This window comes from Sodalis sp. (in: enterobacteria), assembly GCF_047607725.1.
GTDB lineage: Bacteria > Pseudomonadota > Gammaproteobacteria > Enterobacterales > Enterobacteriaceae > JBLKSS01.
In genome coordinates this window covers 1-26,025 of record NZ_JBLKSS010000121.1, presented here as the reverse complement: position 1 = coordinate 26,025, position 26,025 = coordinate 1, and the positions used below count along the sequence as shown (strand labels likewise).

43 protein-coding genes and 1 pseudogene are annotated in these 26,025 nt (G+C 48.7%); 21 read left to right on the top strand and 23 right to left on the bottom strand.

Annotation, left to right across the window (positions count from 1 at the left end; all coding sequences use genetic code 11):
* Position 1 precedes the first annotated feature (1 nt).
* The 11 genes and pseudogenes from ACMX3H_RS10550 to ACMX3H_RS10500 all read right to left on the bottom strand — a co-directional run bounded on the left by ACMX3H_RS10550 (position 2) and on the right by ACMX3H_RS10500 (position 7,690).
* Positions 2-484 carry a hypothetical protein gene (locus ACMX3H_RS10550; protein WP_415210792.1) on the bottom strand — a complete coding sequence of 161 codons (483 nt, stop codon included), beginning with the start codon at positions 482-484 and terminating at the stop codon, positions 2-4.
* Positions 484-1,560: pseudogene (locus ACMX3H_RS10545) on the bottom strand (DUF2213 domain-containing protein). The gene ACMX3H_RS10550 and the pseudogene ACMX3H_RS10545 overlap by 1 nt, the downstream one beginning before the upstream one ends.
* A 30-nt stretch (positions 1,561-1,590) precedes the next feature.
* Positions 1,591-2,376, bottom strand: coding sequence for a phage minor head protein (locus tag ACMX3H_RS10540; RefSeq protein WP_415210791.1), 786 nt, complete (start codon positions 2,374-2,376; stop codon positions 1,591-1,593).
* A complete protein-coding gene (locus ACMX3H_RS10535) occupies positions 2,342-3,760 on the bottom strand; it encodes a DUF1073 domain-containing protein (protein ID WP_415210790.1) in 1,419 nt (472 codons plus the stop codon). The genes ACMX3H_RS10540 and ACMX3H_RS10535 overlap by 35 nt, the downstream gene beginning before the upstream one ends.
* Positions 3,760-5,130 (bottom strand): PBSX family phage terminase large subunit, encoded by a 1,371-nt coding sequence (locus ACMX3H_RS10530; protein ID WP_415210815.1) that lies wholly within the window; start codon positions 5,128-5,130, stop codon positions 3,760-3,762. The genes ACMX3H_RS10535 and ACMX3H_RS10530 overlap by 1 nt, the downstream gene beginning before the upstream one ends.
* Entirely contained in the window at positions 5,117-5,515 is a 399-nt protein-coding gene (locus ACMX3H_RS10525; protein ID WP_415210789.1) for a DNA-packaging protein, read from the bottom strand. Before ACMX3H_RS10525 ends, ACMX3H_RS10530 begins: the two co-directional genes overlap by 14 nt.
* 131 nt (positions 5,516-5,646) lie before the next feature.
* Positions 5,647-6,045 (bottom strand): hypothetical protein, encoded by a 399-nt coding sequence (locus tag ACMX3H_RS10520; RefSeq protein WP_415210788.1) that lies wholly within the window; start codon positions 6,043-6,045, stop codon positions 5,647-5,649.
* Positions 6,042-6,263, bottom strand: a complete 222-nt coding sequence (locus ACMX3H_RS10515; RefSeq protein WP_415210787.1) for a hypothetical protein — start codon at positions 6,261-6,263, stop codon at positions 6,042-6,044. Before ACMX3H_RS10515 ends, ACMX3H_RS10520 begins: the two co-directional genes overlap by 4 nt.
* Positions 6,260-6,844: a BRO family protein gene (locus tag ACMX3H_RS10510; protein ID WP_415210786.1), complete on the bottom strand. Its 585-nt coding sequence runs from the start codon at positions 6,842-6,844 to the stop codon at positions 6,260-6,262. The genes ACMX3H_RS10515 and ACMX3H_RS10510 overlap by 4 nt, the downstream gene beginning before the upstream one ends.
* Positions 6,845-7,037: 193 nt before the next feature.
* Complete coding sequence (locus ACMX3H_RS10505; RefSeq protein ID WP_415210785.1) at positions 7,038-7,514, bottom strand: lysozyme; 477 nt, start codon at positions 7,512-7,514, stop codon at positions 7,038-7,040.
* Positions 7,511-7,690 carry a phage holin family protein gene (locus ACMX3H_RS10500; protein WP_415210784.1) on the bottom strand — a complete coding sequence of 60 codons (180 nt, stop codon included), beginning with the start codon at positions 7,688-7,690 and terminating at the stop codon, positions 7,511-7,513. The genes ACMX3H_RS10505 and ACMX3H_RS10500 overlap by 4 nt, the downstream gene beginning before the upstream one ends.
* A gap of 164 nt (positions 7,691-7,854) precedes the next feature.
* Here ACMX3H_RS10500 and ACMX3H_RS10495 point away from each other — a divergent pair, with 164 nt between their 5' ends.
* Positions 7,855-7,995 (top strand): hypothetical protein, encoded by a 141-nt coding sequence (locus ACMX3H_RS10495; RefSeq protein ID WP_415210783.1) that lies wholly within the window; start codon positions 7,855-7,857, stop codon positions 7,993-7,995.
* Positions 7,996-8,004: 9 nt separating this feature from the next.
* Entirely contained in the window at positions 8,005-8,445 is a 441-nt protein-coding gene (locus ACMX3H_RS10490; RefSeq protein WP_415210782.1) for a hypothetical protein, read from the top strand.
* Between the two features lie 221 nt (positions 8,446-8,666).
* On the opposite strand, the gene ACMX3H_RS10485 is transcribed toward ACMX3H_RS10490, so the two are convergent.
* The 10 genes from ACMX3H_RS10485 to ACMX3H_RS10440 all read right to left on the bottom strand — a co-directional run bounded on the left by ACMX3H_RS10485 (position 8,667) and on the right by ACMX3H_RS10440 (position 14,204).
* A complete protein-coding gene (locus ACMX3H_RS10485; protein ID WP_415210781.1) occupies positions 8,667-9,356 on the bottom strand; it encodes a bacteriophage antitermination protein Q in 690 nt (229 codons plus the stop codon).
* Position 9,357: 1 nt separating this feature from the next.
* Positions 9,358-9,717 carry a RusA family crossover junction endodeoxyribonuclease gene (locus tag ACMX3H_RS10480; RefSeq protein ID WP_415210780.1) on the bottom strand — a complete coding sequence of 120 codons (360 nt, stop codon included), beginning with the start codon at positions 9,715-9,717 and terminating at the stop codon, positions 9,358-9,360.
* The gene (locus tag ACMX3H_RS10475; RefSeq protein WP_415210779.1) at positions 9,714-10,004 is read right to left on the bottom strand and encodes a DUF1364 domain-containing protein; all 291 of its coding nucleotides are present in this window, start codon (positions 10,002-10,004) and stop codon (positions 9,714-9,716) included. Before ACMX3H_RS10475 ends, ACMX3H_RS10480 begins: the two co-directional genes overlap by 4 nt.
* A gap of 2 nt (positions 10,005-10,006) precedes the next feature.
* Complete coding sequence (locus ACMX3H_RS10470; RefSeq protein WP_415210778.1) at positions 10,007-10,519, bottom strand: phage N-6-adenine-methyltransferase; 513 nt, start codon at positions 10,517-10,519, stop codon at positions 10,007-10,009.
* 21 nt (positions 10,520-10,540) lie between these two features.
* The gene (locus tag ACMX3H_RS10465) at positions 10,541-10,747 is read right to left on the bottom strand and encodes a NinE family protein (RefSeq protein WP_415210777.1); all 207 of its coding nucleotides are present in this window, start codon (positions 10,745-10,747) and stop codon (positions 10,541-10,543) included.
* A complete protein-coding gene (locus tag ACMX3H_RS10460) occupies positions 10,744-11,181 on the bottom strand; it encodes a recombination protein NinB (RefSeq protein WP_415210776.1) in 438 nt (145 codons plus the stop codon). Before ACMX3H_RS10460 ends, ACMX3H_RS10465 begins: the two co-directional genes overlap by 4 nt.
* Before the next feature lie 109 nt (positions 11,182-11,290).
* Positions 11,291-12,700 (bottom strand): replicative DNA helicase, encoded by a 1,410-nt coding sequence (locus ACMX3H_RS10455; RefSeq protein ID WP_415210775.1) that lies wholly within the window; start codon positions 12,698-12,700, stop codon positions 11,291-11,293.
* On the bottom strand, positions 12,697-13,677 hold the full coding sequence (locus ACMX3H_RS10450) for a replication protein (RefSeq protein WP_415210774.1): 981 nt from the start codon (positions 13,675-13,677) through the stop codon (positions 12,697-12,699). The genes ACMX3H_RS10455 and ACMX3H_RS10450 overlap by 4 nt, the downstream gene beginning before the upstream one ends.
* On the bottom strand, positions 13,670-13,819 hold the full coding sequence (locus ACMX3H_RS10445) for a hypothetical protein (RefSeq protein ID WP_415210773.1): 150 nt from the start codon (positions 13,817-13,819) through the stop codon (positions 13,670-13,672). Before ACMX3H_RS10445 ends, ACMX3H_RS10450 begins: the two co-directional genes overlap by 8 nt.
* A 49-nt stretch (positions 13,820-13,868) precedes the next feature.
* On the bottom strand, positions 13,869-14,204 hold the full coding sequence (locus ACMX3H_RS10440; protein ID WP_415210772.1) for a hypothetical protein: 336 nt from the start codon (positions 14,202-14,204) through the stop codon (positions 13,869-13,871).
* A gap of 209 nt (positions 14,205-14,413) precedes the next feature.
* Between ACMX3H_RS10440 and ACMX3H_RS10435 the strand changes: the two genes are divergently transcribed.
* A complete protein-coding gene (locus tag ACMX3H_RS10435; RefSeq protein ID WP_415210771.1) occupies positions 14,414-14,815 on the top strand; it encodes a hypothetical protein in 402 nt (133 codons plus the stop codon).
* Positions 14,816-15,061: 246 nt separating this feature from the next.
* On the opposite strand, the gene ACMX3H_RS10430 is transcribed toward ACMX3H_RS10435, so the two are convergent.
* Positions 15,062-15,292: a transcriptional regulator gene (locus tag ACMX3H_RS10430; protein ID WP_415210770.1), complete on the bottom strand. Its 231-nt coding sequence runs from the start codon at positions 15,290-15,292 to the stop codon at positions 15,062-15,064.
* 128 nt (positions 15,293-15,420) lie between these two features.
* Here ACMX3H_RS10430 and ACMX3H_RS10425 point away from each other — a divergent pair, with 128 nt between their 5' ends.
* The 7 genes from ACMX3H_RS10425 (at position 15,421) to ACMX3H_RS10395 (ending at position 18,928) form a co-directional block, all read left to right on the top strand.
* Complete coding sequence (locus tag ACMX3H_RS10425; protein WP_415210769.1) at positions 15,421-16,113, top strand: XRE family transcriptional regulator; 693 nt, start codon at positions 15,421-15,423, stop codon at positions 16,111-16,113.
* A gap of 399 nt (positions 16,114-16,512) precedes the next feature.
* Positions 16,513-16,902 (top strand): antitermination protein, encoded by a 390-nt coding sequence (locus tag ACMX3H_RS10420; protein WP_415210768.1) that lies wholly within the window; start codon positions 16,513-16,515, stop codon positions 16,900-16,902.
* A gap of 107 nt (positions 16,903-17,009) precedes the next feature.
* A complete protein-coding gene (locus ACMX3H_RS10415) occupies positions 17,010-17,249 on the top strand; it encodes a hypothetical protein (protein WP_415210767.1) in 240 nt (79 codons plus the stop codon).
* Between the two features lie 351 nt (positions 17,250-17,600).
* The gene (locus ACMX3H_RS10410; protein ID WP_415210766.1) at positions 17,601-17,852 is read left to right on the top strand and encodes a hypothetical protein; all 252 of its coding nucleotides are present in this window, start codon (positions 17,601-17,603) and stop codon (positions 17,850-17,852) included.
* Between the two features lie 38 nt (positions 17,853-17,890).
* Positions 17,891-18,169, top strand: a complete 279-nt coding sequence (locus ACMX3H_RS10405) for a hypothetical protein (RefSeq protein ID WP_415210765.1) — start codon at positions 17,891-17,893, stop codon at positions 18,167-18,169.
* An 11-nt stretch (positions 18,170-18,180) separates the two neighbouring features.
* Positions 18,181-18,471 (top strand): hypothetical protein, encoded by a 291-nt coding sequence (locus ACMX3H_RS10400; RefSeq protein WP_415210764.1) that lies wholly within the window; start codon positions 18,181-18,183, stop codon positions 18,469-18,471.
* Positions 18,472-18,655: 184 nt separating this feature from the next.
* Positions 18,656-18,928 (top strand): hypothetical protein, encoded by a 273-nt coding sequence (locus ACMX3H_RS10395; protein ID WP_415210763.1) that lies wholly within the window; start codon positions 18,656-18,658, stop codon positions 18,926-18,928.
* Positions 18,929-19,153: 225 nt separating this feature from the next.
* Here the strand turns inward: ACMX3H_RS10395 and ACMX3H_RS10390 are convergent, their stop codons facing one another.
* Positions 19,154-19,528 (bottom strand): DUF1640 domain-containing protein, encoded by a 375-nt coding sequence (locus ACMX3H_RS10390; RefSeq protein ID WP_415210762.1) that lies wholly within the window; start codon positions 19,526-19,528, stop codon positions 19,154-19,156.
* Positions 19,529-19,913: 385 nt separating this feature from the next.
* Between ACMX3H_RS10390 and ACMX3H_RS10385 the strand changes: the two genes are divergently transcribed.
* From ACMX3H_RS10385 to ACMX3H_RS10335, 11 genes are all read left to right on the top strand, one after another.
* Entirely contained in the window at positions 19,914-20,108 is a 195-nt protein-coding gene (locus ACMX3H_RS10385; protein WP_415210761.1) for a hypothetical protein, read from the top strand.
* A gap of 31 nt (positions 20,109-20,139) precedes the next feature.
* Positions 20,140-20,985: a hypothetical protein gene (locus tag ACMX3H_RS10380; RefSeq protein WP_415210760.1), complete on the top strand. Its 846-nt coding sequence runs from the start codon at positions 20,140-20,142 to the stop codon at positions 20,983-20,985.
* Between the two features lie 36 nt (positions 20,986-21,021).
* On the top strand, positions 21,022-21,258 hold the full coding sequence (locus ACMX3H_RS10375; protein WP_415210759.1) for a hypothetical protein: 237 nt from the start codon (positions 21,022-21,024) through the stop codon (positions 21,256-21,258).
* 214 nt (positions 21,259-21,472) lie between these two features.
* Entirely contained in the window at positions 21,473-21,616 is a 144-nt protein-coding gene (locus tag ACMX3H_RS10370; RefSeq protein ID WP_415210758.1) for a protease FtsH-inhibitory lysogeny factor CIII, read from the top strand.
* 317 nt (positions 21,617-21,933) lie between these two features.
* Positions 21,934-22,614 carry a Rad52/Rad22 family DNA repair protein gene (locus ACMX3H_RS10365; RefSeq protein ID WP_415210757.1) on the top strand — a complete coding sequence of 227 codons (681 nt, stop codon included), beginning with the start codon at positions 21,934-21,936 and terminating at the stop codon, positions 22,612-22,614.
* Entirely contained in the window at positions 22,614-23,003 is a 390-nt protein-coding gene (locus ACMX3H_RS10360) for a single-stranded DNA-binding protein (RefSeq protein ID WP_415210756.1), read from the top strand. The genes ACMX3H_RS10365 and ACMX3H_RS10360 overlap by 1 nt, the downstream gene beginning before the upstream one ends.
* Before the next feature lie 79 nt (positions 23,004-23,082).
* Positions 23,083-23,262 (top strand): hypothetical protein, encoded by a 180-nt coding sequence (locus ACMX3H_RS10355; protein ID WP_415210755.1) that lies wholly within the window; start codon positions 23,083-23,085, stop codon positions 23,260-23,262.
* A 17-nt stretch (positions 23,263-23,279) separates the two neighbouring features.
* The gene (locus tag ACMX3H_RS10350) at positions 23,280-23,552 is read left to right on the top strand and encodes a hypothetical protein (RefSeq protein WP_415210754.1); all 273 of its coding nucleotides are present in this window, start codon (positions 23,280-23,282) and stop codon (positions 23,550-23,552) included.
* Positions 23,553-23,648: 96 nt separating this feature from the next.
* Positions 23,649-24,410, top strand: coding sequence for a Rha family transcriptional regulator (locus ACMX3H_RS10345; RefSeq protein WP_415210753.1), 762 nt, complete (start codon positions 23,649-23,651; stop codon positions 24,408-24,410).
* 16 nt (positions 24,411-24,426) lie between these two features.
* The gene (locus ACMX3H_RS10340; protein ID WP_415210752.1) at positions 24,427-24,660 is read left to right on the top strand and encodes a DUF4224 domain-containing protein; all 234 of its coding nucleotides are present in this window, start codon (positions 24,427-24,429) and stop codon (positions 24,658-24,660) included.
* Complete coding sequence (locus tag ACMX3H_RS10335; protein ID WP_415210751.1) at positions 24,661-25,683, top strand: tyrosine-type recombinase/integrase; 1,023 nt, start codon at positions 24,661-24,663, stop codon at positions 25,681-25,683.
* Positions 25,684-26,025: the final 342 nt, after the last annotated feature.

The window sequence follows — 26,025 nt, the reverse complement described above, 5'->3', positions numbered from 1 at the left end:
GTTAGCTCCAGCTCGACATTTTGAATATTTCACCGACAGCAGCGGCGGTCATGACCACGAAGGGGGTTTCCAGTGCACCGTCAACGGTGGCATCTGCCTCCCCGGTTTTCAGGGTGCCATCGGCCAGTACGGCAAATACTTTCTGCCCAATGGCGGCGGTAGTCGCGGCTTTTGCCCAAAAATCCCCGGTCATGTACACGGAGACGTGGGTACCGGCACTGATTTTCATGGTGGTCGCGTCAAATAGGCCGATGATGCCGGTCATCTCATTACCAACAAAGCCAAGCGGTTTACCGGTGCCGGTATTGTTAAGAAGCACATCACTGGTGGTGTCGCGCCAGGCGAAACGAGCCATGTTCAGGCCATTTTTCCCCGCCCGAAACCCGTCAGCCGGCGGCGGTACGGCGAAAGCATCATTACAGGAGGCAAACGCCCCTTCACGCCCAGGAGCAGGATACAGCTCGACGTTTTGTTGAAATGCCATTATTGACCTCCAAAGAAGCTGTCTACGCGGTTAACGGAATGGGCATCCATCGCCACGGTGGGCGGTTGTGAGGGCCGGGATTTCAGCACTTCAACCATTTTTGGCAACGCGGAAGGGTGAACACCTTGGGTGTCGATACCTTCTTGCGCCAGCGCCAGTCGGTACACGTCTTCGGCCGAATCACAGGCGACTTCACCAATCAGGGAGGCACAGTCGCGCTCGGCCTGACGTAACGCCATAAAGTCCGTCCAGGCCGCCTTACGGCCCTGTTCGGTTGCCTGACGGGCGATAATCGCCGCATCATTGGCGGTCAGCGGTCGCGCATCGTTGGCTTTTTTATCGTCCTCCTGGTCATCCGCTTTTTCGTTTTTGTCCTCTTCATCATCGGCTTTTTTGTCTTGCTCTTCGTCATTGGCTTTTGCGGCGCGCTTAGCCATAAACTCAGAAACCGACTGTAATTCTTCATCGCTTGCGTTTGGCAAGCGCTCCTTGAGACCCGCGAGCACATCATCCTGCGCCGAGGTGTCTTTTTCTTCTGACATGGGTAAACCCTCTGGTTTTGCGTCATTGACGAGAATATCCGGGCCCGTGCGCCCGTCCGGTACGATGGCGAGGTGATAAGCGTGAATATCGCGCATCACCCCATCATAGTTTTCACCTTCAAACTCACCCGGTGTCATATCCGCCGTGTACTTGTATGACGGGGAGAGTTCGCGCTGGATATCGGTTTCGATACCGGCCTATGCACCCGCATCCCAGACCACAATAGAGGCCACCAGGTAAGGATGTTCATAGCGCACATCGTTCATCACCGCGCCGACCGCCAATTCAGCCAGTGGCCGGGTGTTATTGTTCTCGGGATGCCCCAGCAGCACGGGAATACCGCGAAAACTGGCGGTGGACTGCTCAAGCTCCTCGGGGGCCCGTAAAAGGCGATAGAGCCGCTTTTTTTGCAGTCCAAGTTTTTCATGGCCGGGGATTTCCTCCCCGTAATAGTCGTTGATGGTGGCCTTGCTGATGCGATTGTCGCGCACAAACATCTTGCCGAACCGGTCCACCTCGCGGGCGGAGTCCATCGCAAGGCGTTCATTTCTGATTGGCATGGATTAATCCTGAAACGGGAGAACGGGCCGCCAGATGCAGCCACAGTTAATTTTTTGTCCGGGAAAAAGATATTCGCCGCTAATCAGACACCCTTTGGCGAGGTCAAACTCGCGGCCACTGGCGGCCACATGGTCAGCCCTGGGATGTTGACCGGCACCAGTGTGCTGCCAGATACCCCTGGTTATCCCCAGCGAACGTTGCCGGATAACCGCCAGCGTCGCATTGGCCTTGCGGGTCTGGTCTCGTGCAATCAGCTGCGCCCGACGCGCCGTGACGCGGTATTGCTCGGTTAACTGCTGCGTCAGGGTACCCAAATCGCTGCCGCGTGCTACTGACTGCATCACTAGTGACTCAATCTGTGTGAAATAGTTCTGCGGTATCGATTTTATCAGCGAGACATTCTCGGCGATGATCGCGGTTGAGGCATTGTGCATCTCGGCGGTCATGTTGAAATCAAGGGCAAAGCCCATCGCCTTGAGCTGCACTATCAGGGCCCGGTCAGTATGACCTTGTGTACGTGCATAAAAGGTCTTTGCTATCTCTTGCGATAATCGATTGAAGCGCCGTCCCCAACGCGTGGTGAGCTGGCGCAGCAACGTTCTAAAATGCGCCGCCGGGCTGGCATCGTTTGCCATCCCCGTCTCGTTAAAAACCGACTGGATAGCCGTTATCACCTCACGAGACATCGCCCTGATATCGCGGCGCAGCGTCCGCTCATACCAGCACGTAATGCTGGCATTGGGCAGAACCGGATCAAGCGTCTTCTTCGTATTCTTCCTCTTGTTCATGTTCCGTGTCCTTCAGGAAGCCGAAGCCGGAATGCAGGTCATTCATCAACCACTGGTGACCGTCTGCCGTATCAATGGTACCGGCGATTTGCAACGTACTGAGTGCCTGCGCGTTTTTCAGACGTACATCAGCCAGCTCAATATCACTCATCTCTTCCAGGGGATTAAACTCGAAATCAATTTCTTCACGAATTTCCCCCAACTCAGCGAGCATAATGTAATCCAGCATCGCTTTAATCAGTGGTCTAACGTCCCGCTCCTGGATCCCCGCCACGGTTTCATGCCAGACATCGATCTCACCCTGACCACTCGAGCTGAGCCCGGGGGGCAAATTGCCCAACAGCTTAATCACCGGCATCCGCGAGGGGATACACAACTGCTCCTGGTAATTGGTGGCCAGTTTTTCCAGATCGGTCATGGGAGTATTGACCTGGAAAAACTCCTCTTCTTTGTCAAGCGCCAGCACGCCACGGTTGTTGCGATACTCGGCCATCAGGTCAATACGGCGTTTGAATTCAGCAGGATTTTGCATTCTGGCGTCCATATCTGTTTTCAGGCCAGATAACGTGAACGCCTTGATGATCTTGGGAATTTCCTGGCGGATTTGCGCCCATGCATTGACGTAAGGCTCCATGAGCTGCGTCAGTGACAGGCCTCCAAAGTTGTAAGACGGTTTGAGGATTTGCGACACGGGACGCGAGACCAGGTCAATAAAACGCGAGGCATGCACCGTTTTACCCATAACAAACCACGCATCCGGGCGATAGTAATTATCGGCGAGCGGATCATTGGCATTGTACATCGCTGGGTACATCCAGACCGGCTCAACCAGACGAAACCCTTTCAACTTGCCGTTCACCTTGCGCGGATCTTTGAACAGCGGGTTCTGCTTTTCATGGTCATCCGCACCGGTATCAATATAGATATGCGCCACTCCAAACAGAGAGTCATGGAAGACGGCATGATGCACGATGTCCTTAACGCCATACTTGATTAACAAGTCTTCCATGTGCTCAACCAGCGCGGGCTCATCGGCACTGCTGGTGATTTTTATCCCTGTCCGGGTGATTTCATCGGCAAAGACCGCGTGGACATTGGCGTATTCCGGGGCTTGCGACAACATGGCAAGATACGGATAGCCCCGGAAGCCACCATACTGAAAGCCCATGCTATAGCTGTTTAACGTCTCATAAGGCGTACTGTCCATTGCCAGCGCGCTGTCGCGTTGCTCTGCGGGAATGACACCCTCCGGCGGCTTGTAGGGCTCAAACGCCGCCACCCTGGCATCATTTCCTGTATTCAACGCCGACAGCGGGATAGAAAACGGTTTTTTCGGCGAAACAGGCGCATCCGCTGTCACGCGTTTTTTATCGCGTCTGCCCATCAGTAAAAGGCCTCATCAGGAATGTGGAAAGGTTTATACGTTGGCGCAAAGGCCATAATCAGAGCGTCAGCCCGATTGGGGGACGGTATGCCGCGTTTTTTCATGTCCTTTTTACTTTCCACCTTGACCCTGCCGTTGTTGTCGTAGTCAACCCAGGGGCGCGACAATTCCGCCTTGAGATAGTCAAGTGATGAAAGACAGGATGAAAGACTAATGAGTTGGTCGTCTCTCAGCCCTTTGACAAAATCGCTATCGTCGGGATGGTGCTTTACATGCTCCACGGCCCGCCAGGTGTTATAGAATCGTTCCCGAACGCCCCACCACGCCTGTGCCTTGAGGTTTGCAAACATATCTTTGTTGGTTTTTCCATCAACATATTTTGCATCAGGTTTAAAAACGGCCCCCCCGGCATTGAAGCCAGACGCGGTAATACGACTCACTCGCCGCAAATGTGCTTTCACACCCGTCCCTACGCCGATAGAGTCAAAGATAATTTCATCAGCGATGACGCTTTCAGCGTAATTTTTCACTCTGTCTGCTGATTGAATAACATCGCCTTTATTCCACGTCTCCAGATGCATAACGACTGAACCGTGGGACAATATCAACGCATTGCTATCCTCACCCTCGTCTGCGACGTCAAAACCAATACGTTTTTTACCCGCTGGCTCAAATCCCAGCGTCATATGCGCATCGACGGCCGCAGCAATCCACAACGGCTTGATAATCGCCAGGTCGCTGTCCGCGACCGGCTCCCCTTCCCAGATGTGCAAATACAGGTCGTAATCCTTGCGCTTACACTCCTCCATTTCCAGGCGGAGTACGTCAGGAAAATGGGGATTATCGGTGTAATTCACCGTCAGCAGGCAGATATCATCCGGTGGATTGACAACAAACCGTTGATAGGTGTCGTCGAGGATATTCTTCGGGTTAAAGCTAACCCAGATTTCACTGCCCGGTTTGCGGATAGTGGGGATAAGAATATCCCAGCTCTCCTTGGTCACCGCTTCAGCTTCTTCCACCCACGCAATATCAATGCCTTCCAGCGATTTAATTTTGGTAACGTTATTTTTTATACCGTAAAACATAAACAGGCTATCGGTGGCAAGATGGCGGATATACGCTTTGTGAATCTCAAACTCCTTCAGATACCCTTCGCGCTGGATAGTGTCTGCAATCAACTGGATAACAGAATCGGCCATACTGGCTTGGAACTCACGAGCGCAAAGAAAGCGATAAGTGCCTCGTCGCGCTATCTCTACTAGTAGTCGTGCGATGGCCCATGATTTACCGCTTCCCCGTCCACCTTTGGCAATCTTGTAGCGATGTGGCTGGATGAATGGACGGAAAATAGCATTAAGATTCGTCATCATGAAATAGTGAGGAGAGTGGTTTGGTCTCTACCTGAAGTGGGCCGCCGTCTTTGCCGGTCAGCTCCTGCTTATCGGAGTAGCCATGTTTGGTCAGCATAAGCTTGGCAATCGTTGCGTTAAACTCGCCCTGCAATCCTTTGTTAATTAAACAATTTTCCTGTAGGGCCAGAATGCCCTCTACGATGTACGAAAATTCATTGGATTGTTTAGCCCAGTCGTACACTGATGAGCGCGATACGGCGAGATAGCAAGCCAATCCGGCGATGCTCGGGACAACATCACCCAGCTTTTCATAGTCCCCTAACAAATACGCTTTAGCCTTTTCCAGACTTTGTGCAAGCTCACTCGGGCGACCGACTTTATTTTTTGTTTGTCGTCCCATGTCTTATATCCTCAATCTGCCTCAAAGCGGCTTTATCCTGATTGCACATCTCCAGCGCCAGCAACAGCTTCTCGTTGAGTATCACGCTGTCGCCCCACGTCATGCGCTCCGGGATGACCGGTGGTGGACAATCATCGAGCAGCGTGGCCGGTATCGGCGCGGGTTGGATGGGCAGGTATCTTGTCTGCGTGCGCCCGCAGCCGGTTAACAGCCCCAGCAGGCACAGGCAGACGAGCACAGCGCTTAGGCGTAATGGCCTCGCGTATCTGGACAATACGGGGCTGAAAGTCCTGCACCGCGTGCTGATGTGCATCCTGTGTCGCTCCGGCTATCTGGTTGAACAGCGCTATCGCCTGTTCATAGTGGGTAAACTGTGCGCGGGCGGCGTCACGCTCGGCGACCATCGATTGGTTCGCCTGCTTTAAATGGGTGATTTCGACGTACTGAACTCTAACCACTATAGCGAGAGCGGTAGTCGTCGCGAGCAAAAGGCCGACTACTATCATCCGCCAACCGAGAACGGTATTCATCGTGCAGCACCCTTGCGTTTCGGCTGATACTTACTTGCCCACACCTTGGCAATATGCAGGCAGTCGTCAAACATCTTGCCTCTGGCACTGGCGGAGGCACAGTGGCGGTAATAGTCTACCGCCCTGTCAGCACCCTTCAGGGCGACCGATTGCTCGTAGCCCTGTTTCACCAGTTCAGCGACCACATATTTTTCAATGAATGGTGTGTAGTCTTTCATGCTGTTTGCGGATCTTCATCAGTATCGGGAAAGCCGCCCAAATCTGGGATGGCTATTTGCGTCAATTGCAGAGCGAGTTTGGTCGCTTCCTTGATCGTCTGGATGTCGCGTTTACGTTGGGCGAGTAATCCACTTCCTTTCTGCCCACGATGTTTGAATGACTTTTTGTCAAATGCCGCTATCACATCGTGGAGCTTTTGCCCTGCAAGCTGAGTGAGATTGCTAACTTCAAGGCAGCCGACTTCAATACCTGATTCTTTTTCAGCCAGGTCCAGCAACCAAATACGAAGGTCTTTAGCTACCTTGGTACGCGATACCATGCCAATAAGGTGAGCGCCCCGTGGCGAAAACACGCGTACTTGAGTATGCTGTAATTCATTGTTTTCATTACAGGTCCTCACTTTGGCCAAGGTTGACATACAGGCTGTGAACTCATCCTTATGACGGTTATAGAGATTGGCAATCTTCTTGCTGTCAGCGTAGCCCAGCAGTTCCGCCAATTGCTCACTGGTAAACCAGATTTTCCCGTCACCATTGTCAAACGGCACCACGGAGTGATTTTTAAACGTTAATGTTTTCATTGCGTTTACCTTTTCTATGAAATGAACCTTTGCCGAAATAGAACGTCAGCCCACCGAAGGCTCGCCAGCACAAACTGACGCCCTCAAAGGCTCATTCCATAGGTTCAGGTTCGGTGTTTTTAGATGCGCTTTCGGTGCGCAGGTGAAAAAAAGCCCCGGACTGTGCCGAGGCTCATTGGTTTGGATTAATGGGTTACGATGGTGTCAGACAAAGCTCGCGCTCTACCGCCCGCCGACTGACCAGCCCCTTCGAGACCTTGCCGTCAACATACTTCCAGCGCCGCATCTCGTTACAGGCACCGGCCCTGTCTCCGGCGTTCAGCTTCTTCAGCAGCGTCGAGCGCTCAAACGCCCCGCTCCCCACGTTGTAGACGAACGACGCAAGCGCTGCTTTTTGGCTCTCTGTTAGCGATACCGTGACATTGACGTTAACGACGGCCATTGCCGCTTTCAGGTCGCTATCCAACAGGTATTGGCATTCAGCAGCGTTATAGCGTTTACCAGGAACGATATCGCTACCGGTATGCCCATAACAGACCGACAACACGCCGCCGGAATCCCGGTAGGGCGTGTAGCGTACGCCCTCGTGCCATTGGATGAGTACCGTGGCCATAGCAATAGCGCCGCCTGCTGTGGCTTTTATCAATCGGTTACGGAGATCGGGATTCATTGGTCGCGTTTCGTCCTAAAACGGTATTCCTTATGCCGGTAAATCCAGTTCAGCAGGAAAGTAGCCAGCGTACAGGCAATACCAATAATCAATGCCCACTGACTGAGAGAGAACACGCCCAACAGGCACGTGACAAAACCCCAGCTATAGGCGTAGCCGGTTGTGTAATTTCCCATTGTTTTTATCACCCCACCTCTAGATGGGTGGCTGTCGGTCAGAAATTAAAAAGGCCACGCCGGAGCGTAGCCTTGGAATAAGTGCCAGATAACGTCTGGCGGCGCATTTCCACATCTGATATCGTTAACTCGCCAAAATTTACTATTCAGACACGGAGAAATTTATGAGCAACCCTAAACATCAAGTTACTGGTGACAGTCTACCCAAAGGGCTTGCAAAGACAATCTACGAGCAAGCCAAACAACCCAAACCAATTACACCGCCATCTCAAAATAATTCAGGGGGAAGCGGTAAAAGTAATTAAAGAGGATTTATGAGTCGAGAAAACACTGTTTACGCAATCTATTACTCTTATGTTCTACACCGCATTTTTAGTGTGATTACAGGCAGAATTGATAAAGTTCTTACTTTCTGTCTGTTGCTTCTCGGCTCATCTGTCATGGCCTCCATTGGAAATCCTCTTTTTACCGGCTTATGTATCGCAACAATTGCAGCCGTCCAGAATGCGTTCAAATTTGGCGCTGAAGGCGAATCATCGCGAGTACAAGCTTTACGCTACGTGGCCCTCTATACTAATGTCGAAGATTACGATGATAAAGAGCTTTTATCCCAGCACAGCAGTATACAAAAGCATGACTCGACGGTATGGTCATCACTAGAAACTATTGCTGAGTACCGAACAGATATGGTTCTTAAGGGGGATTCTAATATAAAAATGACCACCCTAGAGAAAGCACTTGGATTTTTTTGTTAGAACAAAGCCCCGGCATTAACCGGGGCCTTATCGCACATCTGCGCAAACTGATACGGACTAGACAACAATTAGATGTGCGACGCAATAATTTTATTCAGCAATCAGTAGCTGTCAATAGCAGAAAACCCCAAACACCTGAGGGAGTTGAGGCCTTGAGAAGCCGGATTTGATGCATCCAAGCTTTAGCTACAATTTAAACATCATATAGATTTATAGCCAAATTATAAGCAAAAACCGAACATTTGCAAATCCTTTTTCTTTCTCACCTCGATAAGCCCCTTTCGCTGTTGATACAGCTCATCCAGTGCGTATTCATCTAGTACAGAAACTTCCGCCATTAAGGCGCGCCAATAGCCCTCGTACCTCATCCGCCAATTGTCAGCTGTCACACCCACCATATCCGCCAGTTCAGCATAGGTGTAGCGATTCGGGCGACCATCTATTTCCCGTGCCACCACCTGCACAGCAAGCAACGCCAGTCCTTGTAAGCGCTGCCTCACCTTGTCGGATATATGCCCCGGTTGCTGCTCTATGAAATTCTGCCACACGTAAGGCAGCACCTTGAGCTGCTCAGCATGATACCGGTAATCACCGTAGCAATACCGGATCCACGCCTGTAGCGGCTCATCAAGGCAGCCGATGGCACGACGCCAGGGCACGAGAGAATAATTGTACTCAAGCATCAGAATTGCCGACTTGCCCTTCGCCCGCGTTTGCTTCGCTTTCACCGGCGACGATGGCACCCTGACCTTGCGCCCGTTCGCATAGCTCAAGAAGCGCGGCGGGTTACGATTGAAGCGTGAGGTCTCTATCCGCGTCCCCTCCGCCAGATTGCCCAACTGCCCGTTTTCAGCGATGAGAGTATCCGCCAACGCGTATCTGACCCGGCCCCGCACCCACTCAATGTTCATTCTATGCCTCCAGCAGCGTTAACGTGATGTCGAGTTTCCCGCCCAGCACCTTCTCGCCCCGGATGATGTGCAGGTCGATTATCTGGTTGTCGTCTTCGTAAACCCCAGCGTGCTGGAGCGCATCGAGGGGCGCTTTTAAAAGATTGTCCAAATCCCGTTTCCTGCGGTCTGGTGGGTTCGCCACCACCCTGACTCTAATCTGGCCGGAAAACCGCACAGCGAGCCGTAGACGCACGATTTCGGCCATTACCGAGCGCCGGTACTGGATGCCTTTCTCTTTGATGAAGTGTTTGCCTTTGGCGTGATACCAGTAATGATTGACCGAGGGAGGAAACGGGAGAGTGATGTGGTATCGCCTCACGTTGATAGCTTTTCCTCCTTCAGCAAGACCGCCTGTGTGCGAATGACGCCTTCCAGATGTGCCAGTCGGGCATATTCAGCATCGGTTAAACGGGTTCGACGGTCGATTTCGTTATGGCACCGGCTACAGGTCCAGGCACCGAACAAATCATGGGGTTTCATTCCGGTACCACAGAGTCCCGCCATGCGGTAATGTGCCAGTACCACGGTCTCGATATCACCGCCGCATATTCCTGGCAAACGAACCATGCATTCGCGGCCCCGCGCTTCTTTGCGAAGATTTGCCATACCTACCCCCACATTCGGTTAATCAGCGCCTGCTTGCTTACCACGGTCATCCCCTTTGGGGTGGTTCGCCACGGTCGCCAGATGAACAACACGCTACCCTTGCTGTTACCCGCCTTGCCCTTCTCGCCAGTTTCAGCGCTGATAAACGACAATCGCCCCTCGGTGATAAATCGCACCTCATCAGCCGTTTTTTGTGCCTGAGCGAACCACGCTGTCGAGGTGTCGGAGGGCAGGAGCATCACGACCGTCTGTTGCTGTAACGCGCACTGCTCGGCAGCCTTTTTCACCCACGGCATGATATTGCTGTACGGTGGATTGCAGAAAATGGCACCCCGGGTGTGCCATTCGCAACTCAGGGCATCATCCTCTTCGGTCAGATAATGGCGACACAGGGTGTTATCGTGGTCGGCGGCAGCGTCAAGGCAGAACCCAAACTCTGCATCTAATGCCTGGAATACTTCGCGCGGCGTCTGCCATCTGTCCTTACACACCTTCGGGGTTTTGCTGATAATCATTTCCTCACCACCCATGCAAGTTTACTGAGCTTGTAAATCTATTTTTGAAGTCCGAGTACGGGCGCGCATCATCCGCACGTCACGAATATGAGCGCTGTAGTCGTAAGTAGTCACCGCCTCCTCGGCAGGTATCTCGCGGACTTTATTGCGCGAACGCTTGGTCGGCCTGAATAAGCAGTGCTGCAACATCCGAAAAGTGATGCTGGTGTTCTGTAATCTCTTTTTCATGTTGCTCTCCCAAAATAATCCCCTGAATAACGCACCTCCCGCAGCCTGACGCCGTTTCCCACTGCCCAGGCTTGCGCGTACTCAATCAAACTGTTCATGCGCTTCACGCCCATCTGAGCTGTGCTCTCGCGGATGCTGCAAAATTCCCCCTCCAGCCCTGTAACCACTTCTCCCGGCCTGCCTGTGGCGATGGCATGGCCTGAGACGAATAACGCTTTCCAGTCCAACATCGAGCGCGGTTTATCTGCCCACAACACTTGCCGTGAGACATCAGTGCATAGCACATGGAACAAACTGTTTTGCTGCAAATTTCTTTTGCTGTCGTTGATGGTTATTTCGAGGGGGCGGTGTTCGTCAGTGGGGAGTGAATCAATAAACGCTTTCAGGTTTTCTCGTATTTGTTCATCACGCAGAAGGAAGCGTGTTTTATTCATCACTCACCTTTGAATTTACCCACCCAAATAAAAAGGGCTGCCATGAAAAGCAGCCCCACGATTAATTCTGTTAAATATGCCGTCATCGGTATTTTCCTCGCTGTTTGCGCTAAACTGCCGCTCCATTGGCATAACGTTTCATCGGCGCGACGTTAGTGTTGTTCTGGCAAGCGTTCGCAGCTTGTTCCTGATCGGTTGGCATAAAATGCCCGTTTTTGAATTCCTGGTAAGCCGTTCCTTGGGTGCCAAACCGGTTTTTAGTGACAATGAGTTCAGCGTATTTCGCCGCTGGACTATTCTCGTTGTACACTGCATCGCGGTAGAGCATGATGATGCTGTCGGCGTCTTGCTCGATGCTGCCTGAATCCCTTAAATTAGCACAGGTAGGCCGCTTATTGGTGCGTTGCTCTACGTTTCTGGATAACTGGCTCAACGACATCACCGGCGTTTTAAGCTCCTTTGCCATACGCTTGAGGCTGCCTGAAATATGCGCGACGGCGAGGTCATTACGCTCTGCTCGGGGCTTCTCAATCAGGCCAAGATAATCGACCATAATCAGCGATAACGCAGGGTGAGTAAGTTTGTGCCGGTAAGAAATGGCCCGTATCTGCTCAATGGTGAGCGATGACGCATCCACAACCCAAACATCAAGCCCCTGTAAGCGTCGAAGCCCCTGGGATACTCTTGCCCAACCTTCGTCATCCATCCGGCAAGGCTTTCGCAACGTTGAAACCGGAAGATGGCTGGCTCCCGCCAATGAGCGCTCGATAACCTGCATCGCGTCCATTTCCATCGAGAAGATCAATACTCCCTTGCGTTCGATTTCAGTGATCGCGCCGTTCTCCGTGTCAATCTGGCGTGTGGTATGCTGTGCAGCGACACCCTCCGCCACCTTCAAGGCAAATTCAGTCTTTCCCATGCCGGGACGGGCGGCAACAATCACCAGATCTACCGGATTGATACCACCGAGAATTTCATCCAGTTCGTCAATGCCCGTTTTCAATGAGTCCGAGGCTTCGCCATTCTTCAGACGCTTTTCCAGTAGCGCTGTGTAGGGGTCTATCAGCTCGTCGATATGCATCGGGCGCACTTCGTCGGCGGGGCAGTCGATATCACGCAGGGAGGCCAATACCTGCCCCATCACTGCCAGCGCTCGCTCGTGGTTCGAGGATTGGCGCACCTGCTCCAGTCCATCGCCCAACAAAGCCGTGAAGCGCCGCACACGCTGATAGTCTGCCAGTACCCGCGCATACCCCTTGAGATTTGCTGCGCTGGGACACTTCTTCGCCGTTTCCATCACCGCGCCAAAGTTGCCGCTACCCATCGCCTCACCCACCATCAGCCCGTCAATCAGGCCAAGGGTTTTCGCCTGACGACGAATTTCGCGGAACGTCTCACGGTACAGACTGGCGGTGAAAGCGTCGTCATCCAGCGTAGCGAGGACATCCGCCGCATCAGGGGTGTAACCGCCTAGCAGCAGGCCACCGATGACGCTGGCTTCGATTTCCTGGTCTGTCACAGTGTGCCCTCCCTGATTTTCGTCAGTGTGTTGCGTTGCAGCAAGTAATCAAAATTTGCCACCCAGCTACGATCATTTTCACCAAAGTGAAACGGTCTGGCAGCAGCCATAAACGCCAAAACGTAGGCACGAAAGCCGTCCAGATTCGGTGTCGCAAGGGAGCCTACCAACGACTTGAGCTTGCGTTTTCGCTGCGCATTGACCTCAACGGCATGAGGTAACCGGTCTCCGACGATGTCGTTGTAGGCGTTCAGGTAGGACTCGTAGTCGAATGAAATGGGTTTTCTGCGTTCCGGTTTTTCACAGTTCGCAGTCAACGCAAGTTGACTATGTGTTTTATTATTTACTTCTTGTTCTACTAATTTCTTGTTCTGTTCACCGGATCGTGCTTCGGGCGGTGTACCGGGTATACACGCTGAAGCCTTGCCAGCACTGAGTTTGTTTGTATCGGCTGGTGTATCGCAAGGTGTACCGGCTAAAAACTGCTCTAACGGTGTATCGGGTGGTGTACCGGGTGCCCCCTCCAAAGCATTGTCACATCTGGATTTGCGTGTATCGGTGGGTGTATCGTCTAACCCTATTTGATATTGGCTATAATTTGTGATGCATATCACAGTACCAAGTTTGGTTCCTCTGGTGGTTATCATCCCTTCTCGGACAAAAAAATTCAGCATTCGGATAACAGACTGCTTGCTTTTTTCAGCCCCATCCTGATCACATAATTTACGCGCCAGAATAGCAGTAGTAGTGACTAGTTCGCCTAATTGAAGGTGCCATTCCTTGCCAGCAAATTTCACTGTACGTGGCTTGTAGGATGCCTCACCAATCAATCTGATCCACATAGCCAATTTAGCCGTATCTTTGGCCCACTCCTTAGACAGCAGACTCCTGAACAGAGCAACATGCCCTTGTTTTTTATTTTCCATCTGCAAATTTACCTTTTGACGCCTGAAATCGGCATAGGCAACGTTAGTCATGACGACGCTCCTTCAACTTGCGAAATTCTTCCACCAGGCGCCTGCCGAAAGCCGTATTGCGCTGGGCGATGTCCTCTAAGCCGCCGGGATAATCCGGCGGGTGATGATGTTTTTGCTTGCGTTTTTGCTTGGCGTGATTCATAGTTTTCTCGCTTCTAATAAGAATCCTCTATGTCACATTTCCGATACTTTTACGCCTCCAGTATCTCCGTGCCGGGGGGGTTCTTTTCTGTCCCTACCAGATGAATCCGTGCTAACTCCATCGCAGAACGAAGCAGATAGCGGTATTCATCCAGCGGAAGCTTCTTCTCGCCCTCAAAGACGAAATCCTGTACGCCACTGGCGGCTAAAATATCCATTGTCTCGGTGAGCTTTTCAGAGCGGCGTAAGACGGTTGAATCAGCGACGCCGAGTATTTTTGCGATGTTCGTTTGCTTAATGCGTGTGATAGCCTGATAAGCTGATGCAACGAGGTGACGGCTGATGAACTCAACCGCAGAATTTTTGCGTGTGTTTGTATTCACCATTGGTGATAATTCCTAATGTGATGATTGATAGACGTGACAAAGCCGTGAACTTGTCACAGTAGTTTGTGATGCGGGATTTTTAAGCTCGCTTTTCAGCGACGTGCGGAGAAATGCCGATTGTGGTAAGAAAAGAACTACAGGTTAGGTGGTCACCTTGCCGAAAAATACCCAATTGCAAATCCAAAAAACGGGAATAGAGTCCAAGAATAATGCCAAAGGAAATTGTTGAAGTTGATCAACACGTCAACCATTTTTTACCTCTCATTGCGTTTGGTTGGACAGTTATTGCCTTTCTCCTTGGTCACTTCATGGGGCATCGTAGCGCCATAAATCGCGACAAGAGGAAGGAGTTTAACGAAACTGTAGAACCTCTCCTCGAATACTATGAAGAATACTTCATTCAGCTCAGGGAGTCTGGTTACTACAGCACCACAGAATTCCCTATATTAGCTGTGGGTAAAATAGCAAGAAGGCTATCAAGACGACGCAGAAAGAAATTCAATAGAGTAGTTAATGATATAATCACTTTAGGGAAACTAAACAATGAAAACGAAAAACATATTTTAATCATAAAAGTAAAAGAGATCTGTAATCTAATCTCATTGAAGTAAATCATTAACCATGACAATAACTGTGTAATGAAATTATTCGTATTGTCACAAAATGATAACATACGAACCCACTGCAGAATTTTTGCGTGTTTTTGCGTTCTCCATCGGAGATAATCCTTTGTGTGGTAATCAATAGACGTGACTATGCCGTGAGCTAGTCACAGTGAGTTGGTACTGTGGGATGTTGAGTTTTCGCTTTGTCAGCGACCGTAGGACGAATGTCCGTTGTGAAGGTGATGCTACTGGTTAGGCTGCCTGTTCCGGGTGCGGGAACAGCTTAGGTAAGTCTGGCCGAAATTGGTAAGCGGGAACCAGTCCTCCCGTGGCTTCGACCAGATCGGGCACATATTCAGGGGAGATCTGTATTTTGCCATTTAACCAGTCACAGATCGTTGATTGTGCCCTGCCGCACTTTTTTGCTAATGCCATCTGGCTACCAACGATAGCTATTGCCTGTTCTACTCCCAAATTTTTCATAAATCGATTCTCCTATAAGCAAATGCGATTATAGGTATGTTCAGTTGCGCAGTCAATCGTGATTGCTATTTTAAAAAATTATCGCTTTTGCGATATTATTTTACAAATCAGTTCAAAAGGTTATTCATGTGAGCTTTTCAGAAAGGCTTAAAATTGCAATGAAAGCAACGGGACACACACAAGGCTCCTTGGCTAGAGCTGTCGGTATGGCACAATCTAGCGTATGGAGGCTAACCAGTGGTGGTGCATCGGGAACTAAGAAGCTTTTCAAGATAGCCAAAGTCTTAGGCGTCAACCCTGAGTGGCTTTCAGATGGCATTGTAGAAATGCAAGCTAACTATAACAATAACGACTATCAATTTTTTTCTGATACGGTTTTATCATATAATAACAAAGAAACTATAAGCAGTGATGTTTATGCGATAAAAATATATAACCGCATGGAGTGGGTGCTTTCCCCTGGCAAATGGGGTGAAAAGGATTCTGAAACCATGTTTTGGTTACCTAAAAATATCTCATTAAAAACAAATACTTCTCTGGATAACTCTGTAGCTGTCATTGCTCCAGACGATAGTATGTCTCCTCACATAGAGGAAGGTTCTATTGTTATATTAGATAGAAGTTTGAAAGAGGTGCGAAATGGTAAAACTTACGCAGTGTCATACGGAGGAGTCTATATGCTTCGTACTCTTTATCAGCTACCTGAAGGTAAGGTTAGATTGAAAAATAACAAGCCTAATGATTATCCTGAAGACATAATATCGATATCAGATCTAACCATCATAGGAAAAGTTTACTACGTGGCAGGGGTTTTTGACTAATAATTATGTGGTTAGCTCCATTTAATTGATGGACTAACCGCTTCCTTCTCTTGAGAGTGCCCTACCCCCCCTCTTTTTATCTACTCCTAAAGTCCAACTCACAGAAAATCGTAAAATAAAATTTTAATCACCTATACATCAATCATTTATCGTATTATGAAAATTATAATCGCTTTTACGATTGACTTGATGCAATCCAAAAGCCTATTATTCTCCCATCAACCCACCAGACAGCCTCAAGACGAGCCAGACTGTGGGATAGCAGATTAATTAGTCTGCTCTGATTTAACCGCTCTTTACAACGAGCTTCACGCTCTATGGGCACTGACAAAGTGCAAACCTTTTGCTGATTTCTGAGTGTGCTGATGCCAGCACAGCCAAAAATCAACAGGAGGAAGTATGACGACTATCGTACATGGTAAGACGATCAGGCCGATCACCCATGCTTCGGGACGCCTTAAAGATCGCCGCAAGGCAGAAGCAGTCCAGCGAGAACTTGTGGCATCCCGCATAGATAAGGTGCTGGGGCTGAAACCAGAGAAGCGCAAAACCCTTACCAAAATAGAATTAGCCAGCAAACGCAAACCAGCACCACCGCTAGATTTAAGCCCGCTGACCCAGTACCAAGAGCAAATCACCCTTTCCGCCCAGAAGCACATGAAAGCCAGATATCCACATCGCGGGACGTTCGTGGAATTTGAGGAGGGCTCATGCTGCTTGGAGAATGTGGCTTTATTTCAGGCGGGGTATCGGGGTAAACCGATTTATTCTTTTTATATAACAAAGTGAGAAAATCATGAAAATAGAAGAAAAACGATTTAGCCTTAAAATTAAAATCACTTAATAACATTCTTGAACGAAAAATTAAAACTCTTGAAGACATTGATGTCAAAGCAATGTTAATTAAAAATATAAGTAATTCGTCTAATGCTGAAAAAAAATCACATTGGCGTGAGATTTTTGATACGGAAGCTTTCACAAAAATAATGTCACAAATTCCAGCCATGTCAATTTATCTTGCAGCAAAAGGAAAAAGTAGAGATGAAATAAAAAATGCCGCTCTCATTGCGATAAGAGCGGCGGCAGATATTTACAAGGAAATTTACTCTGGGGGAAACGCATCGTCAGGAACATGAAAAGGCTTTTTCTTTACTGACTCTACTGGGTCATCACTATTTAATGCTTTATCTAATAAGTTATAGTTCTCTATTACTAGTTTTAGATAATATGAAAGACTAGTTTTTCTCTCGGTAAATGCTAGCGCTAATTGAAATGCATCTTTATTTTCAAACATAATGTATCCTTTTTAGACTGTGGAGCGCATAGTCTAACAGATTTCCTTTGACTGTGGAAAGCAGGGAAACCCTCGCCGCCTGAGAGGGTCACCAAAGCAGGCACTTAACACGACTGGCAGGGATATTTTCAGCTAGGTAATGGGTAAACCCCTGTAGTCGATATTTACAACTCAACCAAGAGCATGGTGTAATATGTCAAAATTATACAATCTAATATTTGAATCCAATAAATCTACTCCAGAAAAAGTCGATGGGCGAGGATATTATCTTGTCATACACGCAGGTGATGGCTATTGCCTTGCACAAGCGTGTTACGATGAAAATGATGAATTTATCTGTTTCATTGTAGATAGCACAGACGATGCACCAGAAGATATTTATCCAGGTGAATATTTATCATGGGCGCGACTGCCAGCAGAACGAAAGCTTATACTCGCCGCCTGAGAGGGTCACCAAAGCAGGCACTTAACACGGAGGCCACCATGCAAAAGCTCATCGACGAATTCGACCACCTGATAGCGCCGGGGACGATTGTTACTGATATAATCCTGTCCGGCGCAACCTACGACGATTGGGGCTATACGCTGCAAGAGAATGATGACGCTGACTTTTTCACCGTCGATGTCCGTAAAGCTGACGGTACAACGCAGGCCATCGGCGACTTCTCCGACCGTGAGGACGCTCTCGATTATGCCGCGAGGATGGTTGAGAAATATCAGGCACCGCTGACGGACAATACCCGGAAGTTATTAAACGATTGAGGCATGTATTTATGGAAGATGAAAATTTTGCCACTATTAAACCATGCTCAAAACCAGTTGCCCCTTCTGATTATGATGAATGGAGTGATGCCTTAGAATGGCTAGATAAAAACGTCGTAGATTTCCCAACCGCCATAGAGAACGACATAAAAAATCATGCTTCACGCCGCATATTTAAGAACTGGCGGTTTGTCGAAGCTCTTGATGGTGAAATAATTTTTGCCAATGGCTTAATACCATGCGTTGACATGAACGATTTAAAGAAATATAGGGAATTTAATAAAAAATGGCAGATGATGTAGATTTAGCTAGCCAGAACGAAGAAGCTTTCCGCCAACATGTGCTTGCCAAGCACCAGGGACAGCAATTACCCCTTACCGGCCACTGCTATTATTGCGAAGTGTCAACCAAGGGTAATTTCTGCTGCACAGAATGCCGGGAAGATTGGGAGAAGCGGAAATATTTTGATAGCCAACGGAGGATTGAATGATGAACGAATTTGATTATGAAGAACTGCTTTTCTCACTCTTTGGCATTAGCGAAGACCAGCGAGAGGGCGTTGATTTCGATATTGAGAATTTATGCTTCGATAAATTCAATATTAACTTTGGTGACTTTGTGCACGTAGCTTCACAACTGTTACCGCTGACACCCCTTGCAGAATCACCACTGACAAAAAATCTCTACCATGCCTTTATCCATGATGGTACCGCTTTCTTAAAGTTACCGGTAACAAGGATTAATTATGATGCAACTTAATAAGCCCCGTATAACGACCTTCAACCATCCGAATTTCGGTGAGATGGTCGCCGTCATTGACGGTAGCAATAATATTAGCGATTCGCGCTATTTGATGAATGTCAATATTCATCCATACGACGACCACGAGACAATGGTATATAAATCAACCATTGCCTGTCTAATAGAGGAAAATAAGCGGCTCAGGAAACAGGTGCGAAAGTTAACGCGGGTGTACGGCTGAAGCTATTTCAGCACACGCAGAATGGCGGTCATTACACCAATCGCTGCAATCAGCATCCCGCCCATACGAACCGTCATCTGTAGTCCCAGCTTATCAAACCTGTTAGCCATATCCTTACGGACATCGGCTATCTCTGCGGATAGGTCCTTACGGACATCGGCTATCTGCGCGTCGGTCTTCTCGAAGCGGGCTTCCATATCCTTGCAAACATCAGCTATATCGCGCTTCACATCGGCAATATCAGCCTTGGTAGCCACATCCGCCACTTCATGAGACTTGCGTACAACGAGCGAAATCGCCCGCGCCTGTTCTCTGGAAATACCGGCAGTCTCAAGCTCTTCTGACGCCTGCAATGTATCAAATGCGACTTGGCCCATGGGAAATCCTCCTGTTTAGGCCAAGTGTAGCGTATCCACCACATCAACGGAAGGAGTAAAACTAATGGCTCAGGCATTTCCGAGCATTTACGGTGCTAACTATTCGACACAAAACGGAAGGTTCTTTCAAAGACGAGGCGATATCTGGATACAGATTGAACGATATCTGCCATGTGCCACCGGGACCCTAAATGAACCGTTTGAGGCCACGGCCCAGCGTTGGCTAAACGAACTTGAGAATGGAACACTCAATACCAAACGAGCCATCGGGGAGACGGGAGACATAAAGAAAACAGTATACGAATTAACCGAAAACGGCCTCAAAAGTCGTTTACCAATAAGGTTTGCAAACTAATTAACTACATCAACGGAAGGAGTTACCACTATGAACTACAACCAAACCCTCCCTACGCCAACGGGCCTTGAACAATGGCAAAATCATGTCCACGAACTGGACGTTTTAAACGATGACAAGGGCCATATCGTGGTAAGGCTCTCCGAAATGGGCGTCGCCATCGTTAACTACCTTCTCACACCGAAAATGCGCGATGACTTCGTAAAACTTTTGATGCAGGCGTAATAACCCATCAACCTCAAGAAGGATAAACACCATGACCAAAATCATTGCCTACAAAGGCTTTAACGCCGACCTGACTTGCCGTGATTATCAGTTCGAGATCGGGAAAACCTACCAGCACGAGGGCGCGGTAGAAGTCTGCGGCTCCGGTTTTCATGCCTGTGAGTATCCACTCGATGTCTTCGCTTACTACGAGCCAGCGAACCACCGTTTTGCCGAGGTTGAGGTATCCGGTGATATCGCCCATGAAGCTGAGGGAGACAAACTCGCCAGTAGCACAATTACCATCAGAAAGGAACTGTCCCTCCACCAAATGGTGGACCGCGCCGTCGAGTGGATAATGAATAAAACTGATAAGTCCGCAGAACAGGCCACCAACACCGGCGACTGGTCAGTTGTCACCAACACCGGCCGCCAGTCAGCCGCCACCAACACCGGCTTCCGGTCAACCGCCACCAACACCGGCGACCAGTCAGCCGCCACCAACACGGGCATCCGGTCAGCCGCCACCAACGCGGGCTACCGGTCAGCTGCCACCAGCACCGGCTACCAGTCAGTCGCCACCAACGCGGGCAACAGGTCAGTCGCCACCAACACCGGCTACCAGTCAGTCGCCACCAATACCGGCGAGTGGTCAGTCGCCACCAACGCGGGCGACCAGTCAGCCGCAGACGTTAGTGGCATCGGATCGGTTGCCGCGTCTCTCGGCGCGCAGGGTAAGGCTAAAGCCGCTGAGGGCAGCGCGATTGTGCTGTGCTACCGCAATGATGAGGGTGACATTATCCACATCCGCGCCAGCAAGGTGGGTGATAACGGCGTGAAACCGGATACCTGGTATGTGCTTAATGTAAACGGCGAGTTTGAAGAGGCCGGTGATTAAGCGCTCTGAAAAGTGAAACACAAAAGGAATTTCATCATGTTTAAAACATTCTGGACACTGAAGATTATCAACGCCATTTCAATTATGGCATGGATAGCAGCAGGGATAACCACTGTCATTGGCATTATGGATGCAGAACCAAAGATAGTTATCTTTTCAGCAATAGCGTTAGTTTTTAGTCGACTATTTTTAGAGTGTATCGCTGTACAATTCGTACAGGCTGAAACTTTAAATAAAATCTTCGGTAAACTGGAGAAGGAGAATGAAACCTAAAATACCCATCGGGGTAAGAGAGCGGGCGAAGCGATTTGAACGTCTGTACCGCGAAGGGCTTATCCATGCAAGACGTATTCGACGAACAGGCTATTTATCAATACGGCTTTCCCTTTGCTGGCGCATGTTATCTAAAGATAACGGCCATAACTGGGAGACCATGAGTCACGCGACATACAACACACAAATAACAATATAATAATAGGAGCGCCCCATGAATTACGCATTCACGGGTGAGGCTGCCCTCATGGGGAGCTATCACCCGGAAGAAACTCACTTGGATAAAATCGTAAAATGGCTGAGAAGTGGATGTAAGAAGCTTATCGATATTCTCAAACAGCAAGGCAACCCGTTATGACTTATGCCAACAAGTTAATTCAGGCGCTAATCGCCGAATCTCTACGATTACACGACGCGTTGCTCTGGGATATCACCATCAAGATATATGAAGCTCGGAGGAAGAATGAACTTATCAAGTAAACTGGCTGACTTTCCGCAAACACTGCGAATCAGTCAGGAATGGCGACGCTTCTGCTTGATTCAGGCGCTTGAATATCGGCACTTAGGCATGCGTGAAGCTAAGAAGGAATCGCTGCATTATGCAAACACCGCAAAGCTAAATATCAAGTATTTCATGCCAAACGGTAATGAACCTTTTTAAAAGGAGACTCTGCAATGAATCTTGAACAACTAGATACACCATTTCCAGAATCAGATATCGAATGGCGCATTCAGCAATCGGGAAAATATGGAGAAGATTCAATCTATGCAATGGTCCTCGCTTATGTAACCAACAGAGCCATCATGAAGCGACTGGACGAAGTATGCGGAAAAGACGGCTGGAAAAATGAATATCGCCCTGCACCTGATAGCGGTGTGATGTGTGGCATATCTATCAGAATTAATAATGAATGGATAACAAAATGGGATGCTGCTGAAAATACTCAGGTAGAGGCCGTTAAAGGCGGAATGTCAGGAGCAATGAAAAGAGCAGCCGTTCAGTGGGGTATCGGGAGATATCTCTATAATCTTACAGAGGGATTCGCCACGATATCCAAAGAGAAGAAAGACGGCTGGAATCGAGCAAAACTTAAAGATGGCACAGTGTTTTATTGGATTCCACCTAAAATCCCATCATGGGCACTTCCCTCTAAGGATGTTCAGAAACATCATGTAGAATCCCCGACCTCGGATGATATTCTTAAATCCTTCACCGAAAAGACAATGACCGTTAAATCAGTAAATGAACTCAAGCTGGAATTTGGCAAAATCTGGACGCCGTTGAATGGCACAGCGCAGCAGACAGAAGCCAAAAATGTTTATGATATACGCAAAGCAGAACTGGAGGCCGCATAATGTCAATAAACGTCGTGATATTTTCAGGAAACCTAGGCAGTGATTGTGTTGCCCGCAGCACACCCAATGGCAAGGTGATTGCCACATTTTCACTGCCCGTCAAGCAAGGATATGGCGAGCATGAGAAAGTTACTTGGGTGCAGGGCCGCATGTTTGGCGCAAGAGCTGAGAAATTACCCCGCTATCTCACTAAAGGGACGAAAGTAACCGTTACAGGGCAATTCGTTCTCGAAAGCTGGACGGCCAAAGATGGTACGGAGAAATCAACGCCGGTCGTTATCGTTAACGAGATTGATTTCACCAGCAAGCAGGAGGGGCAGCCTCAACAAAATAAACCGCCAGTGAGTAATGAAGCGCCACCGCTGTTTGACGATGACATCCCCTTTTAAATTCTAAACCTAAAAATTAACGCGATTCATCGCTGACTCCCGGTCAGGGAGTCGGCTATCTGTAATACAGGAGTTCAGCATGGACAAAAAAAGCAATGTTATTAAAGATACGGTAATGCTTTATAACTCAACGCCCGGCATCTGGTTATTTCCTGATGGGGAGATAATCACCCGATATTACGAAGCACAACAAAAAGCCGATAAACTAGGCATGAACTTGCAGATGCCTAATCTACGCCGCTTTTCCAACTCACATTAACGCTATCGAGGTGAAATATGAATGGCTTACTCACCGGATTACTCGCCCGTCGGGAAACGGGCCTTATCGAAGAAATTGAAAAACTGGAAAAACGTATTATCCGCATGGAGAATCAGGCCAATACAGAGTGCTGGCTTCTTAAAGATGATATCCGGCAAGCGCAATTTGAAGCGGACTGCAAGCTTATTGAGGAATATGAGGAAGGCATTCGTACTGGGTTGCCGAAAAAGGAAATACTGGCCTCTCTGGTAAATGGTGCGCTGCATCGGATTAAAGCGCCCATGCAATAAATCATCGTGGCTGTCGCATGGCAGCCTGAAATTACCTCACCACCGCATACCGGGTGTGCAAACTCACATTATCGTTTTAATTGACGAGAATTATTTATGTCTGAATTAACTATCCAAGCCCTGATGAATTCACAAGTGCTAACCATGTCGTCTCGTGAAATTGCCGAATTAACAGGTAAACAGCATAAAAATGTCAAGCGTGCCATTGAGGTAATGCTGAATGACCTTCAGGAAGATGCGCTCAGATTTGAGCATATCTATATGGACAGCATGAACCGTCTGCAAACAGAATATCTGCTCGACCGCGACCATACCGAATGTTTACTAACCGGCTACAGCGCGATCCATCGTATGCGCGTCATTCGTCGCTGGCATGAACTGGAATCGGTAAACACCGCCACTATGGTACAGACGCTGACCGATAAGGTGCAGGCGGGTATTGCAATGCTCACTTTCTACAAGCAGGAATTGCGCATAGCGCCCTCGGCTATGCTGGGGGCAATGAAAAAGCTGCAATCTTCCCTCGGGATGCCGGATATCCTGCCAGCCTACGCCGTAGACGCACCCGATGGCAGCACAACGGGCTCCAGCGAGGTCACACGCATTCGCTCACTGAGCTTTTGCTGCTGCATGGCAAGCCCTATACCGCACAGTCTGGTTTCAAGCGTCTGCAACTGCTGGGCCTCGTTGAGCGCAAGTCGCGGCCCAGCACTAAACATCCCGACAGAGAGTAGACGTTCTGGTCGCTCACAGAGAAAGGCTTGCAGTTTGGCAAGAACCTCACCGACCCAGCCAATCCGCGCCATCCGCAGCCCCATTTCTACGATTCACAATTCCCGCACCTGCTCGCCGTCATGACGAACGGCGCAGCGGCTTGATTTTAGCAGAGATCATTATGACTATAGCATTTCTTGATGATGACGAAGTGTACATTCTCACTGGATACAAAAAACCGAAATTACAAAAGGCGTGGCTGGCAAAGCTGAATATCCCGTTTGAAGAAAACGCCAGGGGAAAGCCGGCCGTCTACCGTTCACACTTTCAGACCGTACCAAGCACTGGCAATCATCAGCCAGAAGAGGAAGAGCCTAATTTCGGGGTGATTTAAATGGGCCAGAGAAGAAAGAACCCTGAAGATAATAAATTACCCAAAAATGTATATAGAGGAAAATATAAAACGTACTTCAAGCCAAGCCGAAATCAAACGATAGCGCTAGGCCCCAAGGATATGTCAATATCTGAAACATGGCGACAGTATGAAGTAACACTGTCCGAACTGACTAAGGTCATGACCTTTTCCCGATTGTGGCACTCCTTTCTTGGCAGTGCCTACTTCTCTGAACTGAAGCCAAGGACTCAGAAGGATTATTTGCAACATCAGAAAAAGCTTATCGCCGTATTCGGTGAAGTGAAAGCTGACAACATTAAACCTGAGCACGTTAGAACGTTCATGGATAAGCGTGGCCTGCAAAGTAAAACACAGGCCAATCATGAAATGGCAAGCATGTCTCGCGTGTACAAATGGGGATATGAGCGAGGCTATGTGAAGGGAAATCCTTGCGCGGGAGTGATGAAGTTCAAAGCCGAGATTCGCGATAGATACATTACCGATGACGAGTATCAAGCAGTCATAGAATGTGCAGATGACGTTTTGTTTATAGGAATGGAAATTGCGTATCTCTGTGCAGCTCGAGTTTCGGACATATTAAATTTACGGTGGGAGCAAATACTACCGGATGGAGTCTTTATTCAGCAAGGGAAAACAGGAAAAAAACAAATCAAAGCGTGGACTCAGCGGTTGCGATTCACGATTGATAAAGCAAAGTTACTACACGACAATGCAAAATATGTTGTTTTTAACTATTTTTGTGAGAAATATAGCTACAACGGCTTTAATGATTTATGGACAAAAGCACGAAAGGAGGCTGGTAAGAGGCTGGAGAAAAGCCTCGACTTTACTTTTCATGACTTAAAAGCTAAGGGCATCTCAGACTATCAGGGCTCGACAAAAGATAAACAACTTTTCAGCGGTCATAAGACCGAATCACAGGTTCTAGTCTATGACAGAAAGGTAAGCGTAACCCCATCTCTCGACCGCCCTTTGGTAAGCGATAAGTCGAAAATACGCTAACAAAATACGCTAACTCAACGCTAACAGCGTTTTTGGTAACATAAAGGAAACGCTGTAACCCGTTGAAAAGTGGCGGAGAGACAGGGATTTGAACCCTGGAAGGGATTGCTCCCTTAACGGTTTTCGAGACCGGTTGTAAATCATTAATTTTCAATGCGTTACGGTAAATCTTTGGTATATAATCTTGCTTTAAGCATCTTAATAATCAAAAAATGAATATACCAAGTATTTTTCCACTCAATCAGCACATTTGGCGAAAGAAATCCTATGCTCTACATTTTAAGAATGGCGGCAATGATGCTGACGGCGGCAGCGACCATTAGCCCAAGCCGGACTGTCATC